The sequence below is a fragment of the Mesorhizobium sp. M2A.F.Ca.ET.043.02.1.1 genome (assembly GCF_003952405.1).
Taxonomy (GTDB): domain Bacteria; phylum Pseudomonadota; class Alphaproteobacteria; order Rhizobiales; family Rhizobiaceae; genus Mesorhizobium.
In genome coordinates, this window is the sequence record NZ_CP034445.1 from 5,043,103 (window position 1) to 5,057,403 (window position 14,301).

Here is a 14,301-nt window from a genome sequence, read left to right on the forward strand (position 1 = left end):
TTGAGTCGCGGCAAATGATTTTGCGGCGGGACCCGAATGGAACAGGCAACCAGAACGCGCGGGCGTCCTCGTTACGATCAGGAAGATGCCGAGGCGGCCGCGGCGTTCCGCTCGATCGGCTCGAAAGTCCAGCTCAACCGCGACGAGGCGGCCCCGCTCTGGGTGCAGCTGCGCAACCAGGTTGAGGAGGCGATCAACACCGGCCTGCTGGCAGCCAATTCGCGCATTCCCTCGGAACAGGCGCTTTGCGATTTCTTCGGCGTCTCTCGTCCCGTCGTGCGCGCCGCGATCGGATCGCTCTCCAATGAAGGCCGCATCATCAAGATGCCGCGCAAGGGCATGTTCGTCGCCGCTCCCCGCGAGCATGTAGACTTCATGACCGCCAATCTCGGCGTGTTCGACGATTTGACCGCCAAGGGCCACAAGGTCTCGACCCGCACGCTGGAGATCTACCGCTGCCCGCCGAGCGAGAAGGAGTCCAAGGTCTTCGGCATTCCCGCCAATGGCAGCGTGGTCCGCATCAGCCGCGTCTACATGACCGACGGCACGCCGATCACCATGACGCGCATCAGCCTGCCGGGGCATCGGGTCCCGGGGCTGGAGAACATCCTGTCGGAAAACCAGTCGATCTTCGGCACCATCCGCGCCGTCTTCGGCCTGACGGTGAAGCGTGCCGACCGCTGGCTGCGTGCCGCGCTTCCCACCAAGGAAGAAGCCGATCAGATGGGTGTCGCCGCCAACACGCCGCTGATCGAGATCGAGTCGATCGCCTATGATTCCGACGGCGCCGCGCTTGAATATTACGAGGCCTTCTACAACTCCTCCGTCGCCCGCATCCACATGGCGGTCGAGCAGCCGTCGGCGACGGTGAACGGTGTCGATCGCACCTGAATTGCGCACATCCAAAAAAGATTCCGTTTTCTGGTTATAACCAGATTGACGGACCCGGGAAGCTTCTGTAACGTCCCTGTCAGGGGGTCGGGAGGAGCCTGACACCGGAGGCATTATCAGGACCGGCCGGCTTGCGGCGCCGCTTCGGCGGCGAGGGTGGAATTTTGCCCGCTCTCAGGCCTGGTTCCGATGGAGGACGTGCATGGATTACCGGTCGCAATTCGACCTGACGGGCGAGGTTGCCGTCGTCACCGGCGGCGCCAGCGGGATCGGACTTGAGGCCGCCAAGGCGCTGGGGACTTGCGGCGCGAGGATCGTCCTGCTCGACATGAATGCGGATGGGCTGAAGGCCGCTGCCGAGGCGCTCCAGGCCGCTGGCGTCGCGAGCGTCGATGGCCGCGTGTTGAACGTTACTGATCCGCAAGCCGTCGAGGCGATGGCAACCGCAGTCGTCGCGGATTTCGGCCAGGTCGATATCCTGGTCAACAGCGCCGGCATCGCGCGCCTCAACACCGCGCTCGACACGCCGGACGAAGAATGGCGCCTGGTGATGGATGTCAACGTCAACGGCGTCTACTGGGCCTCGCGCGCCTTCGGCCGTTCGATGGTCGACCGCAAGAAGGGTTCCATCGTCAATCTGGGTTCCATGTCGGGGCTGATCATCAACCGTCCGCAGACCGCGCCGTCCTACATGGTGAGCAAGGGCGCCGTGCACATGATGACCAAGGCGCTTGCGGTCGAGTGGGCGAAGTCAGGCGTGCGCGTCAACGCGCTGGCGCCGGGCTACGTCGGCACCGACATGACGCTGAAGATGCGCGAGCGTCCCGAACTCTTCAATACCTGGATCGACATGACGCCGATGGGCCGGCTGGGCACGCCGCAGGAGATCGCTTCGGCGATCCTGTTCCTGGCGTCGCCGGCCTCGAGCTACATGACGGGCGCGATCCTGTCGATTGATGGCGGCTACACGGCCTGGTGACGGACTGAGCAAGGATTGGAATATCGCATGACCGTTTCGGACCGAGATGTGCGCCAGGCCATCATCGACGCCTGTATCGAGATGAACGCACTCGGCATCAACCAGGGCACATCAGGCAACATCAGCTGCCGCCATGGCGAGGGCATGCTGATCTCGCCGACGAGCACGCCCTATGACACGCTGGTGCCCGAAGACATCGTCTTCATGGGCTGGGACGGCGAGGTCGACGGACGCCTGCCGCCGTCCAGCGAATGGCGCTTCCATCTCGACATCATGAAGGCGCGGCCCGAGGTCAACGCGGTCGTCCATGCGCATCCGACCTATTGCACCACAATCGCCATCATGGGCCGGAAGATACCGGCGATCCATTACATGGTCGCGGTCGCCGGCGGCAACGACATTCGTTGCGCGCCCTACGCCACCTTCGGCACGGCGGAGCTTTCAGCGCACGCGGTGGAGGCGTTGCGCGGCCGCAAGGCCTGCCTGCTTGCCCAGCATGGCATGATCGCCATCGGGTCGAGCCTCGCCCAGGCGATGTGGCTGGCCGTCGAGGTCGAGACGCTGGCGCGCCAGTATCACGGCGCCCTGCAGATCGGCGAGCCGCCGATCCTGTCCGACGAGGAGATCGAAAACGTCATCAAGCGCATGGCGAGCTACGGCCTGCGCGACAATGACGCCGCTGCCTGAGGAGCAGCAACTGACTGTTTCGCATATCCTCCGGGACGGCCCGGAGCGATCAACAAGGGAGGAAATGAAATGACCAGATCCATGAAAGGCCTCGTCAAGGCGCTCGCTCTGGGGTTGGCGGCGGCTTGCAGCCTGGCCGCCATCTCGGGCGCCAGCGCTGAGGAACTGTCGCTCAAAGGCAAGCGCATCGGCGTCTCCGCCATCGGCACCGACCATTATTGGGACCTGATGGCCTTCAAAGGCATCCAGGACCGCGTCAAGGAGCTCGGCGGTGAAGTCATCGCGCTCGACGCCGGCCGCAAGGACCAGCAGCAGATCGCGCAGCTGCAGACGCTTATCGCGCAGAAGCCGGACGCGATCATCGAACAGCTCGGCAATCTTGAAGTGCTGAACCCGTGGCTGCAGAAGATCCGCGACGCCGGCATCCCGTTGTTCACGGTCGATACCGCGACGCCGCACGCCATCAACAACACCACCTCCAACAACTACAATATCGGCGCCGAGATCGCGCTGCAGATGGTCGCCGACATGGGCGGCAAGGGCAATGTGCTGGTCTTCAACGGCTTCTACAGCGTGCCGGTCTGCAAGATCCGGTACGACCAGCTGAAATATGTGCTGACCTCGTTCCCGGATGTGAAGATCGTCGAGCCCGAGCTGCGCGACGTCATTCCGAACACGGTGCAGAGCGCCTATTCCAACGTCACCGACATGCTGACCAAGTCGCCCGAGAAGGGTTCGATCGGCGCGGTCTGGGCCTGCTGGGACGTGCCGCAGATCGGCGCCACGCAGGCGGTCGAAGCCGCCGGCCGCAACGAGGTCAAGACCTACGGCATCGACGGCAGCCCTGAAGTCATCAAGATGGTGATGGATCCGAAGTCGTCGGCCGGCGCGGTCGCGGCGCAGCAGCCTTATGAGATCGGCAAGACCTCGGTCGACAATGCCGCGAAATATCTGGCCGGCCAGAAGGTGCCGCCCTTCACTTTCGTGCCTTCGGTGCTGATCAACAAGGAAAATGCCGTCGAAAAAGGAAAGCCGTTCCTCGACGCCGCCGAGAAGGCTGGCGTTAAATAGGACGGAACGAAACGGCGGGCAGCCGCGCCTATGTGGCTGCCCGTCACATCCAACCAGGATTGACGGCCATGCAGACAGCAAAGCGTGACATTGCTGTATCGATGACAGGCATTTCGAAACGGTTCGGTCCGGTGCGCGCCCTGGAAAACGCGAACCTCGAGATCGCGCGCGGTTCGATCCTCGGCCTTGTCGGTCAGAATGGCGCCGGCAAGTCGACCATCATCAAGGTGCTGGCCGGCATCATCAAGCCGGACGGCGGCTCGATCGTAATCAACGGCGAGACCGTCACTTCGCTGACACCGGCCTCGGTCGAAAAGCTCGGCGTGCACTTCATCCACCAGGACAGGCTGCTGGTGCCGACCGCGACGGTCGGCGAGGCCGTGTTCCTCGGCCATGAGATCGGCCTCGGCCCATTCGTCAGCCGCCGCGCCATGGAGCGCAGGGCCGCCGACCTGCTGAAGCGGTTCTTCGGCATGGAATTGCCGGCCGGAACGCTTGTGAAAGATCTCACCACGGCGCAGCAGAAGGTCGTGCAGATCACCCGCGCCTTAGCGCAAAAAGCCTCGGTGCTGGTGCTCGATGAGCCGACGGCGGCGCTCGTCAAGCGCGAGGTCGACAGCCTGTTCGACGTGCTGCGCCGGCTGCGCGACGACGGCATTGCCGTGGTCTTCATCTCCCACTACATGCAGGAGATCGAAAAGCTCTGCGACCGCGTCACCGTGATGCGCAACGGCACCGATGTCGGCACGGTCGACCCGCGTCAGACGCCGATCGACGAGATCATTGCGATGATGATCGCCCGCGATGTCGGCGAGATGTTCCCGAAGCGCTCGGTCACTTTAGGCGCGCCGGTGCTGGAGGTTTCCAAGCTTCGTCTCGGCGGCAGCTTCGAGAACATCGGCTTCAATGTCCGCGCCGGCGAGATCGTCGGCTTCACTGGCTTGCTCGGCTCCGGCGCCAAGGAGATCGTGCAGTGCCTGTTCGGCCTCAAGACCGCCGAGGGCGGCCAGATCAAGGTTGAGGGCAGGGAGGTCGCGCTGTCGACGCCCGTCAAAGCGGTGCGCGACGGCATCGCCATGCTGCCGGAAGACCGCCGCGCCCATGGCGTGGCGCTCGGCCTTTCGGTGCGCGAGAACATTTCCCTGGCCAGCCTGCGCCGCTATTCCAAGAGCGGGTTGGTCAGCCGCGGCAGCGAGAACCAAGCGGTGGACGGCCTGATCAAGGAACTGTCGATCAAGACACCGCATCGCGACGCGCTGGTGCGCGAGCTCTCCGGCGGCAACCAGCAGAAGGTGGCGATCGCCAAATGGCTGAGCTGCCAGTCGCGCGTCTATGTGCTGGACGAGCCGACGGTGGCCGTCGATGTCGGCGCCAAGGTCGAGATCTACAATCTTCTCAATCGGCTGGCGGGCGAGGGCGCGGCGATCCTGCTTCTGTCCTCCGACCTGCTCGAGCTGGTCGGCGTCTGCGACCGCGTGCTGGTCGTCTATCGCGGCCGGCTTGCCGGCAGCTTCTCCGGTTCCGCGATGAACAGCGATGCGCTGCTGGCGGCTTCGTCGGGCGCACGTTCGAACATCGATGGAGTGGCTGCATGAGCGCGACTGTCCTCCACACAGACGTCGGTGTTTCCGACGAAAAGCAGGCCGCCGCCAAGAGCGCCGGCCGCCGCTTCGGCGCGCTCATCGTGCGGCTCGGCGCCATCGCCGCCTTCGCCGCGATCATGGCTTATTTCGTCATCTTCGCGCCGGGCTTCACCTCGACCTTCAACCTGATCAACGTCGTCGAGCAGTCGGCGATACTGGGCGTGCTCGCCTATGGCATGACCGCTGTCATCATCGGCGGCGGCTCCGACGTCACCGAAGGCGGCATCGATCTCTCCATCGCCGCCAATATGGGGCTCTGCGCCGCCGTCTATGCGACGCTGCTGTCGATGGGCTACGGAGACTTCCTCTCGGTGCTCGCGGCGATTGCCGTCGGCATGGCGGTCGGCGCGCTGAACGCCCTTGCCGTGGTCGGGCTCGGCATCCTGCCGCTGCTCGCAACACTTGCCGTGCTCAATGTCGCGGCCGGCATGGAACTCACCCTCACCCAGAACACGGTCGTCGGCGCATCCTCCCCGCTGCTCGGCGTGCTGGTGTCGGGCAGCTTCCTCGGCATCTCCGCGCTTGCCTGGGCGCTGATCGTCTTCTCCGCCATCATGATCGTGGTCGTTCACGGCACGTCGTTCGGGCTCAGGCTCTACGCCGTCGGCGGACACCCGGAAGCGGCGCGCGCGGCGGGCATCAGCGTGCCGTTCTACGTGTCCTTCACCTATGTGCTGAGCGGCTTCTGCGCGGCGGTGGCGAGCATCCTCACCGTCTCGCGCCTGTCGGCCAGCACGCCCGGCTCCGGCGAGCTGCTTCTGTCGGTGCTGGCGGCGGCGCTGCTCGGCACCGTCTTCTCGCGCCGCTTCGTGCCGACCATGGGCGGCACGCTGCTCAGCGTGTTGTTCATCGGCTTGCTCGCGAACGGCTTCCAACTGCTCAACGTCTCCAGCTACTGGGTCAACGGCGTGCAGGGCGCGCTGATCCTGCTGGTGGTGGCGATCACATCCTTTGCCCGCGGTTCGGAGGGTTCGCGATGAGCATCTCGGCCAATGAAACCACCGCCAAGGTGAGCCTGCGCGGCTTCCTCGCCAAATACAGCGTGCTCATCGCCTTCGCGGCCATCGTCATCTTCTTTTCGGTGGCGAGTCCGACTTTTCTCACGCCGGCCAACCTCTTCAACGTGCTGGTCAACAATGTCGTCATGCTGGCGATCGTGGCGCTCGGCCTCACCATCGTCATCTCGTCGGGCGGCATCGATCTCTCGGTTGGCGTCTCGGTCGACATGGCAAGCATGATCTTCGTCATGCTTCTGGCCGCCGGCTACAGCGGCGTGGTCGGCGTCGCGGGCGGGCTCGGCGCGGCGCTGATCGTCGGCATTCTCAACGCGATCCTCATCACCAGGCTCAACATCAGTCCGTTCCTGGCCACGCTCGGCGTCCTCTTCATCGGCCAGAGCACGCAGCAACTCGCCACCAGCGGCGGCCAGCCGATCTATCTCACAAGCGGCTATGCAGCCGACCAGTTCAACGCAATCGCCCGCACCGCTCTGTTCGGGATGCCGACGCCGGTGATCGTGCTGATCGTCCTTGTTGTCGCGGTTCATGTCCTGCTGCATCGCTCGGTCTTCGGCCGCTATGTCCAGGCGATGGGCGCGCAGCCGGGCGTGGCCTGGTATTCCGGCATCCGCGTGCCGCGCGAATTGTCGATGGTGCATGTTCTGTGCGCGCTGCTCGCCGGCGTCACCGGCATCCTCTTGTCGGCGACGGTGAAGTCCTACGTGCCGCTCTCCGGCAATGCCTTCCTGCTCGACGCCATCGGCGCCACCTTCATCGGCACGACGCTCAGTCGCGAGCGCAAGCCTTCGGTCATCGGCACGCTGCTCGGCGTGCTGCTGCTCGCCATCGTCAAGAACGGGCTGCTTTTGGTCGGCTGGAATTTCTACTGGCAGCAGGTCGGCATCGGCGTGCTCGTCTTCCTGGTGCTGGCCGCAAGCTTCGGCCTGCGCCGCGCCGCCCATTGAATTCGAAAGGTCAAGTCAGTCATGCCAAAATTCGACGTCAGCTCGATCGGCTTCTACGTCCTCGACATCCTCGGACGGCCGGTCTCGCGTATCCCCGAAGGCGGTCGCGCCGACTATATCGAGGAGATTCGCATGACCGTCGCCGGCACGGCGGGTGCCACCGGCATGGACTGCGCCATCCTGGGCCTGAAGACCAGGGCCGTCACCACGCTCGGCACCGACGACATGGGCGACTGGTTTCTCGCCAAGCTGAAGAAATACGGCCTGGATACGAGCCTTGTTCGCCGCGACGGCAGCGTCCAGACCTCGTCCACCATCCTGCCGGTGCGGCCGAACGGCGAGCGGCCGGCATTGCATGTGCCCGGCACCGCCACCTTGTTCGAAGTCGCTGATGCCGATCTCGATGTGGCGCTCGATGCGACCGTCGTCCATGTCGGTGGCACCGGCCTGCTCAAGCGCTTCGACGGCGAGCCGACCGTCAGGCTCTTGAAGCGCGCCAAGGAACTTGGCCGCGTCACCACTTTCGATCTCATCCAAGCCACGCCCGAGACCTGGAAACTGGTCGAGCCGTGCCTTCCCTACATCGACTATTTCGTGCCGAGCATCGACGAGGCCGGCGAGATGGCGCATGACCGCGATCCGGCCCGCGTCGCAGCCTTCTTCAAGGCGAGGGGCGTGAAGACCTGCATCATCACGCTGGGCGCCGACGGCGTTCATGTCTCGCCCGAACATGGCGAGGATTTCCATCTGCCGGCCTTCGAGGTCGAGGTCTTCGACACAACGGGCTGCGGCGATTCCTTCACGGCGGGCATCATCGTCGGCGTCGTCAGAGGTTGGGACCTCAGGCAGTCCGCGCGTTTTGCCAGCGCGGTCGCCGCCAAGGTGGCGATGGGTCTCGGTTCCGACGGCAAACTCGTTTCATTCGACGACACGGTCGCGGCGATGAATCGCTTCCGGTCAAGACATCAAAGGTGGAAGCAGCATGACCATTCTTCCTGAAGCCAAGGGCAAGACGGCTCTCGTCACCGGCGCCAGCCGCGGCATCGGCAGGGCGCTCGCGAAGGGGCTTGCCGAAGCCGGCTTCGATGTCGCCATCACCGATCTGCCGTCGCAGGCGGCGGAACTCGACGTGACCAGGGGCGAGATCGAGGCCGCGGGCCGCAAGGCCTATGTCTATACGATGGACGTCAGCAAGAAGAAGGACATCGAGGCGACCGCGCAGGCCCTGCTTGAAGAGGCAGGCAGCATCGACGTGCTGGTCAACAACGCCGGCATCCTCAAGCCCAGCCTGCTGCAGGATCTCGACGAGGCCAATTGGGACGCGCATTTCGACGTCAACGCCAAGGGCGTGCTGATGATGTGCCAGGCGGTGCTGCCGCATATGCGCGCCAGGAAGTCGGGCAGGGTGATCAACATCGCCTCGATCGCCGGCCGCCAGGGCGTGCCGACGCAAGGCCACTATGCGGCGACCAAGGCGGTGGTGATCACGCTGACCCGCGTGCTGGCGCAGGAGGTCGGCATGGACGGCGTCACCGTCAACGCGATCTGCCCCGGCATCATCCTGACCGAGATGGGCAAGAACAATCTGGGCAGCGAAGCCGCGATCCGCCATTGGGAGGACGTCGCGGCGCTGAAGCGCCTCGGCGCGCCCGAGGATATCATCGGACCGGTGCTGTTCTTCGCCTCGGACCTGTCGGCCTTCGTCACCGGGCAGGCGCTCAACGTCGACGGCGGCATCTACTACCACTGAGGCTTAGGAGCGGGTCTCTCGGCCTGCCCTACAGCCGCGGTCCCGCCACCATGCGCGCGACGCGCGCCATGTCGGCGCTCATCTCGCGGTCGTCGTCGAGCGGGGCGACGAGCGCCCGCACGGCTTCATAGCTGCGCCGCGGGCCTTCGCCCATCGAATCCAGCACGCCGCGCAGCTCCACGCCGGTGGCGGCGAAGATCAGCTCCATCGCCACCAGATAGCGCAGCCGCTCGATAATCCCTGCCGTCTTCGCCACCACGCGCGGCGCCATCGACGACTGGTCCTCGACGCCGTCCGAGATGGCCAGCGGGCTGAGCGACATCGGATTGGCAAGGTGGCGGATCTCCGCTTCGAGCGCTGCGACCGGCTTCTGCAGTTCCGCGTAGCCCTGGCGGCTGCCGCCCCTGGCCGATAGGAAGCGCGGCAGTTCCGCCACCGTCGGCGACATCAGCTTCATCGAGCGGTTGGCGGTGCCGACCGCGCAATGCGCCAGCGCCTGGCCGAGATTTTCCCAGGTCAGCGTGAAGGCGGTCAGGTCGAAATTACCGTTGGAGACGACCCGCTCGGCCTCAGGCAGGATGACCGGATTGTCGCCGGAGTGGCCGAGCTCGATCTCCGTCGCCAGCTTCGCCTGCTCATAGGCATGGAGGAGCCCGCCCAACACTTGCGGCACGCAGCGGAAGCTCAGCGGATCCTGCAGGCGCCGCGCGGCGTTCTCCTGCCACAGCCCGCTGCCCACAAGCTCGCCCCGCAACTGCGCGCCGATCTCGACTTGGCGGAAGGCGGGCCGCGCCGCAAGCGCATCCTCGTCGATCGCCTTGAGCGATGCGCGGAAAGCCTCGTAATTCAGCGCCACCGCCGCCAGCGACCAGTCGATCAGGCAGGCGACCTCCTCAAGCGCCAGGCACGCCGTTCCGGTCGAAAGGCTGTTGGCGACGATGATGGCGTGGCCGTCCTTCTCGCGCAGGTCGAGCGGTTCGAGCCCGGCGAGCTTCAACGCCTCGGCCGACGGCATGATCCTGCCCTGATACTCGCTCTCGCCGTCGCCGCGCAGCGCCCGCGCCAGATGGCCGAGCGGCGCGAGGTCCGCGGCGCCCACCGAACCCCAGCTTGGAATGACCGGATGGACACCGGCGTTGAGCGCCGCGAGCAGGCCGAGCACCACACCCTCCGAGGTGCCGGTGCCGCCTGCCGCCATGCCGCAGATGCGCGCGACCATCAGCGCCCGCACCGCCTCGGTCGGCAGCGATGGGCCGGCGCCCATCGAATGGCTGAGCGGCACGCTGTGCTGGAACGCGATCAGGTCCGCCTGCGCCAGCGGCGTGTCGACACAGGCGCCGAGCCCGGTGGTGACGCCGTAGAGCGGCTTGCCGAGTTGGGTGAGATGTTCGATCAGCGCCCTGCTTGCGCGGATGCGGCGCATGGCTTCCTCGCCGAGCACGAGCCGGGCGTTGCGCCGCGCGATTTCCGCGACATCTTCCGTGCCGAGCGGCTTGGCGTCGAGGACGATCACTCTGGTAGTCATCGGGCTATTCCTTGGGCCTCCGGGAATGGTGGCGAACGAATGGAGGATATCCGGCATCGCACCCGGCCATTGTCGAAAATCCGCCGTCGCGATTGCCGTTATCTTTCTTTAACCGGCGGTACGGTGGCGACAAATGCCCCGTACGGGAAACTTTTGCGCGGCTGGCGATTTTGGATATGCTGCGGATCCAAAACTGCCACAAGGTTGCCGTCGATGATGAAGTACCTGACCCTCTCTGCGCTCGGGCTGGCCACGGCCGCGACCGTGTCCGCCCAAGCGGTTGCGGGCGAAAGGCATCATCATCGCCACTATCAGCCGGTCGAGCGCGAGCGCTATGTTCCGGCCAGCGACGATCTTCTCTATCAGCTCTTCGGCGGTCCGCGTTACTACGACCAGCAGCTGTTCACCACCGCCGCTGGCGCTTGCTCCTACGGCCGCGTCGGGCCGGACGCGAATGCGATCAACAAGATCAACGACCACCATTGCGGGAAGTAGCCTTCGACCCATACTGACGGGTGCACACATTCTCGCGAAACATTGTATACAATACCTAAGAAAGATGTTGACAATCCGCCCTAGGCGGTTTCCCTTAACGCCATCCGCGCAGCCCATGAGCAAAACACAAAGCGCGATAACCAAGGGGAACTGCCAATATGATCAACCGTCGCTCGACTCTGAAATCCATGGCGCTCGGCGCCGTCTCGACCCTGGCCATTGCCGCTGTCGGCATTTCGTATGCGCAGGCTGAAAACAAGGAACTGAAAATCGGCTTTGTCGGCGTCACCAGCGGCCCGGCCGCCGCCTGGGGCACCTCGAATGTGCGCTCGATGCAGACGCGCGCCGCCTGGTTAAACGAGACCGGCGGCGTCAAGATCGGCAACGACACCTACAACATCAACATCGTCACCTTCGACGACCAGAAGGATCCCAAGCGCGCCATCGCCGGCATGGAGAAAATGGCGCAGGAAGGCATCCACTATGTCGTCGGCCCGAATGTCGATGACGGCGCCGCCGCGGTGCGCCCGGTCGCCGAGGCCAACGGCATCATCTATTTCCCCTACGCCTTCCCCAAGGCGCTCTACCAGAAGCCGGCCTCCAATGCCGTGCTCGGCATGATCGCTAACTACCAGTCGGGCCCGGCGATCTACAAATATCTGAAGGAAAACAAGGGCGTGAAGAAGATCGCCTTTGTCGCGGCCAATGAATCCGACCCGCTCAGCCAGCGCGACAGCGGTGTCGAGGCGGCAAAGGCTCTCGGGCTGGAAGTCGTCGCCCAGAACGACACCTACCAGAACGACACGCGCGATTTCACCCCGGTGCTGACGCCGATCGTCGCCTTGAAGCCCGACCTGCTCGTGTTGTCGGGCGTAGCACCCGCCAACGCGCCGCTGCTCATCCGCGCCGCCCGCGAGCTCGGCTATGAAGGCCTGATCTCGACTGAAACCGCGCAGGACGCCAAGGTCCTGGAAGAGGGCGCCGGCGAATATGCCAACGGCTTCATCTCCGTCGGCGGCGCCTCCACGCCGGAGATCGCTTCGGACGAGATGAAGGAATTCGTCACCCGCTACACCAAGATGTTCGGCGAATACAACGACGAGTCCAACACCAAGGTCTACGCGCTGGAATACATCCTCGACACGCTGAAGGCCAATCCGGCGGCCATCAGCGATGTCGCGGAATTCAAGAAGACCATGGACACCTTCACCGCGCCCAATCCCTTCCTGAAGGGCGACGCCAAGCTCAGCTATGTCGGCGCGACGTCCTTCGGCCAGAAGCGCCAGCTCTCGGTGCCGATGGTGGTCAACGAATACAAGGACGGCGCTTTCCAGACCCTGTTCGTCGGCTCCGTCGACTAGCGTAACCTTCGAGCGTATTTCCTCAAGCTTGCCATGGGGTCCGGTCGATAGGCCGGACTCCATGGAAGATCGAAGGTATCCATGGAACAGGTCATCGCCAACGGATTGTATCTCGGTGCCCAATATGCGCTGATCGCGCTGGGGCTGACCCTGATCTTCGCCCTGATGAACGTGCTCAATTTCGCCCACGGCCAGATGTATGTGCTGGGCGGGTTCATCACCTACACCGTCTACGGCCAGCTCGGCCTGCCTTTCGTGGTGGCGCTGCTCGCCTCGGGCGTGACGCTGGCCGTCATCGGCGCGCTGATGGAGAAATTCCTCTTCCGAACCGTCATCCGGCGCAGCCATCGCGAGGAAAGCACCATGCTACTGGCCGCCGCGACCGCCTTCTTCTTCGACGCCGTCATCCTGCTTCTGTTCGGCGAGAAGCAGCGCGGCGTTCCCAAGATCGTCAAGGGCGTGTTCAACGACGTTGGCATCATCATGCCTTACGACCGCATCGTCGTCGGTGCGCTGGCGATCGTCTTCATCGGCGCCTTCGTGCTCTACATGCAGTACAGCCGGGTCGGCCGCGCCATGCGCGCGCTTGCACAGGACCGTGTCGCCGCCCAGCTTATGGGCGTCCGCGTCGACCGCTATTCGATGATCGGCTTCGCCATGGGCGCCATGCTGGCGGGCGTCGTCGGCGGGCTGCTGGTCACCATCACCGGCGTCAATTCAGGCATCGGCGGGCCGATCTCGATCAAGGCCTTCCTGATGGTGATGATCGGCGGCGCCGGCGTCGTCGGCGGCGCGATCGCCGGTGGGTTCATCCTCGGCATGATGGAGTCGGTCGGCCTCACCGTGCTGCGCGAATATGGCGACGTCACCTATCTCGTCATCTTCGCCGCCCTGATGGTGTTCCTGTCGGTCCGCCCCAACGGGCTGATGGGCAAGCCCTGGGGTTGATCGCGCCATGACCCTCAATCGCAACACCAGGATCGCCGCGGTCGTCGCCTTCCTGGCGATCGTCTTCATCGCCGTGCCGGCCGCGATCTCGGCGAGCGGCCGCTTCGACCTCTATTACACGCTGACCTCGGTGGCGCTGCTCAGCATCGCCAGCGCCGGTGTCTGGCTCACCTTCTACATTGGCCGCATCAACATCGGCCAGGGAGCCTATGCGCTGATGGGCGGCTATGTCTCCGCCATACTGGTGATGAACCATGGCTGGTCGTTCTGGCTGACCTTGCCGGTGGCCGGGCTTTTCTGCGCCGCGGCAAGCGTGCTGATCGGGTTGCCGATCCTGCGCCTGCGCGGCGTCTATTTCGCCATGGTCACGCTGGTGCTGACCGAGGTTGCGCGCCTGCTCGCTCTGGCGCTGCCGATCACCAACGGCGCCAAGGGCATCGTCAGCATTCCGCTGCCCGGCGCGCTGTCGGTCTTCGGTATCACGCTGATCCCCGATTTCGCCACGCTGCAGAATTCGCGGCTCGCCTTCTACCTGCTGGCGGTCACGCTGATGGTGGTCTGCTTCGCCATCATGTACCGGCTGGTCAATTCGCGCATCGGCAAGCTGTGCCAGTCGCTGCAGCAGAACGAGGAGCTCGCCTCCTCGATCGGCGTCAACATCGCCTATCTGCGCGTCATCGCCTATGCCGTCTCGTCCTTCTTCGGCGGCGTTTCCGGCGCCATCTTCGCCGCCATCTCGCAGTCGATCTACCCGTCGAGCTTTACGGTCACCGATTCCGTCAACTTCATGCTGAACTGCTTCCTCGGCGGCCTCGGCTATGTGTTCGGTCCGATGCTCGGCACGCTGGTGCTCTATTTCGGCTGGGACCTTCTGTTCCAGACCGGCCAGTTCCAGCTGCTCATCTATTCCGCCCTGATGATCGTCCTGATGCTGGTGCTGCCCAACGGCCTGCTCAGCCTTGCCGAAACGACCCGGAAGAAGGGTTGA

Annotated in this window: 14 protein-coding genes; 13 read left to right on the forward strand and 1 reads right to left on the reverse strand. The window is 64.5% G+C overall.

Annotated elements, in window-relative coordinates; genetic code table 11:
• The first annotated feature begins 36 nt into the window (after positions 1-36).
• The 9 genes from EJ068_RS23890 (at position 37) to EJ068_RS23930 (ending at position 8,984) form a co-directional block, all read left to right on the forward strand.
• Positions 37-891 (forward strand): GntR family transcriptional regulator, encoded by an 855-nt coding sequence (locus EJ068_RS23890; RefSeq protein ID WP_127249290.1) that lies wholly within the window; start codon positions 37-39, stop codon positions 889-891.
• 202 nt (positions 892-1,093) lie between these two features.
• A complete protein-coding gene (locus EJ068_RS23895; RefSeq protein WP_127249289.1) occupies positions 1,094-1,870 on the forward strand; it encodes an SDR family oxidoreductase in 777 nt (258 codons plus the stop codon).
• Between the two features lie 27 nt (positions 1,871-1,897).
• Positions 1,898-2,557, forward strand: a complete 660-nt coding sequence (locus EJ068_RS23900) for an L-fuculose-phosphate aldolase (RefSeq protein ID WP_127249288.1) — start codon at positions 1,898-1,900, stop codon at positions 2,555-2,557.
• Positions 2,558-2,626: 69 nt separating this feature from the next.
• A complete protein-coding gene (locus tag EJ068_RS23905; RefSeq protein WP_210212019.1) occupies positions 2,627-3,628 on the forward strand; it encodes a sugar ABC transporter substrate-binding protein in 1,002 nt (333 codons plus the stop codon).
• 68 nt (positions 3,629-3,696) lie between these two features.
• Positions 3,697-5,223 carry a sugar ABC transporter ATP-binding protein gene (locus tag EJ068_RS23910; RefSeq protein WP_189342574.1) on the forward strand — a complete coding sequence of 509 codons (1,527 nt, stop codon included), beginning with the start codon at positions 3,697-3,699 and terminating at the stop codon, positions 5,221-5,223.
• Positions 5,220-6,251 (forward strand): ABC transporter permease, encoded by a 1,032-nt coding sequence (locus EJ068_RS23915; RefSeq protein ID WP_127249287.1) that lies wholly within the window; start codon positions 5,220-5,222, stop codon positions 6,249-6,251. Before EJ068_RS23910 ends, EJ068_RS23915 begins: the two co-directional genes overlap by 4 nt.
• Complete coding sequence (locus EJ068_RS23920) at positions 6,248-7,234, forward strand: ABC transporter permease (protein ID WP_127249286.1); 987 nt, start codon at positions 6,248-6,250, stop codon at positions 7,232-7,234. Before EJ068_RS23915 ends, EJ068_RS23920 begins: the two co-directional genes overlap by 4 nt.
• Positions 7,235-7,255: 21 nt before the next feature.
• Positions 7,256-8,233 carry a sugar kinase gene (locus tag EJ068_RS23925; RefSeq protein ID WP_127249285.1) on the forward strand — a complete coding sequence of 326 codons (978 nt, stop codon included), beginning with the start codon at positions 7,256-7,258 and terminating at the stop codon, positions 8,231-8,233.
• Positions 8,217-8,984, forward strand: coding sequence for an SDR family NAD(P)-dependent oxidoreductase (locus tag EJ068_RS23930; protein WP_127249284.1), 768 nt, complete (start codon positions 8,217-8,219; stop codon positions 8,982-8,984). The genes EJ068_RS23925 and EJ068_RS23930 overlap by 17 nt, the downstream gene beginning before the upstream one ends.
• A gap of 28 nt (positions 8,985-9,012) precedes the next feature.
• Here EJ068_RS23930 and hutH read toward each other — a convergent pair whose 3' ends face one another.
• The gene (gene hutH / locus EJ068_RS23935) at positions 9,013-10,509 is read right to left on the reverse strand and encodes a histidine ammonia-lyase (RefSeq protein WP_127249283.1); all 1,497 of its coding nucleotides are present in this window, start codon (positions 10,507-10,509) and stop codon (positions 9,013-9,015) included.
• Positions 10,510-10,548: 39 nt separating this feature from the next.
• Between hutH and EJ068_RS33910 the strand changes: the two genes are divergently transcribed.
• The 4 genes from EJ068_RS33910 (at position 10,549) to EJ068_RS23955 (ending at position 14,301) form a co-directional block, all read left to right on the forward strand.
• A complete protein-coding gene (locus EJ068_RS33910; RefSeq protein ID WP_348628728.1) occupies positions 10,549-11,004 on the forward strand; it encodes a hypothetical protein in 456 nt (151 codons plus the stop codon).
• Between the two features lie 158 nt (positions 11,005-11,162).
• A complete protein-coding gene (locus EJ068_RS23945) occupies positions 11,163-12,365 on the forward strand; it encodes an ABC transporter substrate-binding protein (RefSeq protein ID WP_127249282.1) in 1,203 nt (400 codons plus the stop codon).
• Between the two features lie 81 nt (positions 12,366-12,446).
• The gene (locus EJ068_RS23950) at positions 12,447-13,313 is read left to right on the forward strand and encodes a branched-chain amino acid ABC transporter permease (protein ID WP_127249281.1); all 867 of its coding nucleotides are present in this window, start codon (positions 12,447-12,449) and stop codon (positions 13,311-13,313) included.
• A gap of 7 nt (positions 13,314-13,320) precedes the next feature.
• The gene (locus EJ068_RS23955; protein ID WP_127249280.1) at positions 13,321-14,301 is read left to right on the forward strand and encodes a branched-chain amino acid ABC transporter permease; all 981 of its coding nucleotides are present in this window, start codon (positions 13,321-13,323) and stop codon (positions 14,299-14,301) included.

What these genes read in the sequence shown, in the direction of transcription:
- EJ068_RS23890 (WP_127249290.1), top strand. Translation starts at nt 37, where the DNA reads ATGGAACAGGCAACCAGAACGCGCGGGCGTCCTCGTTACGATCAGGAA.
- EJ068_RS23895 (WP_127249289.1), top strand. Translation starts at nt 1,094, where the DNA reads ATGGATTACCGGTCGCAATTCGACCTGACGGGCGAGGTTGCCGTCGTC.
- EJ068_RS23900 (WP_127249288.1), top strand. Translation starts at nt 1,898, where the DNA reads ATGACCGTTTCGGACCGAGATGTGCGCCAGGCCATCATCGACGCCTGT.
- EJ068_RS23905 (WP_210212019.1), top strand. Translation starts at nt 2,627, where the DNA reads ATGACCAGATCCATGAAAGGCCTCGTCAAGGCGCTCGCTCTGGGGTTG.
- EJ068_RS23910 (WP_189342574.1), top strand. Translation starts at nt 3,697, where the DNA reads ATGCAGACAGCAAAGCGTGACATTGCTGTATCGATGACAGGCATTTCG.
- EJ068_RS23915 (WP_127249287.1), top strand. Translation starts at nt 5,220, where the DNA reads ATGAGCGCGACTGTCCTCCACACAGACGTCGGTGTTTCCGACGAAAAG.
- EJ068_RS23920 (WP_127249286.1), top strand. Translation starts at nt 6,248, where the DNA reads ATGAGCATCTCGGCCAATGAAACCACCGCCAAGGTGAGCCTGCGCGGC.
- EJ068_RS23925 (WP_127249285.1), top strand. Translation starts at nt 7,256, where the DNA reads ATGCCAAAATTCGACGTCAGCTCGATCGGCTTCTACGTCCTCGACATC.
- EJ068_RS23930 (WP_127249284.1), top strand. Translation starts at nt 8,217, where the DNA reads ATGACCATTCTTCCTGAAGCCAAGGGCAAGACGGCTCTCGTCACCGGC.
- hutH (WP_127249283.1), bottom strand. Translation starts at nt 10,509, where the DNA reads ATGACTACCAGAGTGATCGTCCTCGACGCCAAGCCGCTCGGCACGGAA.
- EJ068_RS33910 (WP_348628728.1), top strand. Translation starts at nt 10,549, where the DNA reads ATGGAGGATATCCGGCATCGCACCCGGCCATTGTCGAAAATCCGCCGT.
- EJ068_RS23945 (WP_127249282.1), top strand. Translation starts at nt 11,163, where the DNA reads ATGATCAACCGTCGCTCGACTCTGAAATCCATGGCGCTCGGCGCCGTC.
- EJ068_RS23950 (WP_127249281.1), top strand. Translation starts at nt 12,447, where the DNA reads ATGGAACAGGTCATCGCCAACGGATTGTATCTCGGTGCCCAATATGCG.
- EJ068_RS23955 (WP_127249280.1), top strand. Translation starts at nt 13,321, where the DNA reads ATGACCCTCAATCGCAACACCAGGATCGCCGCGGTCGTCGCCTTCCTG.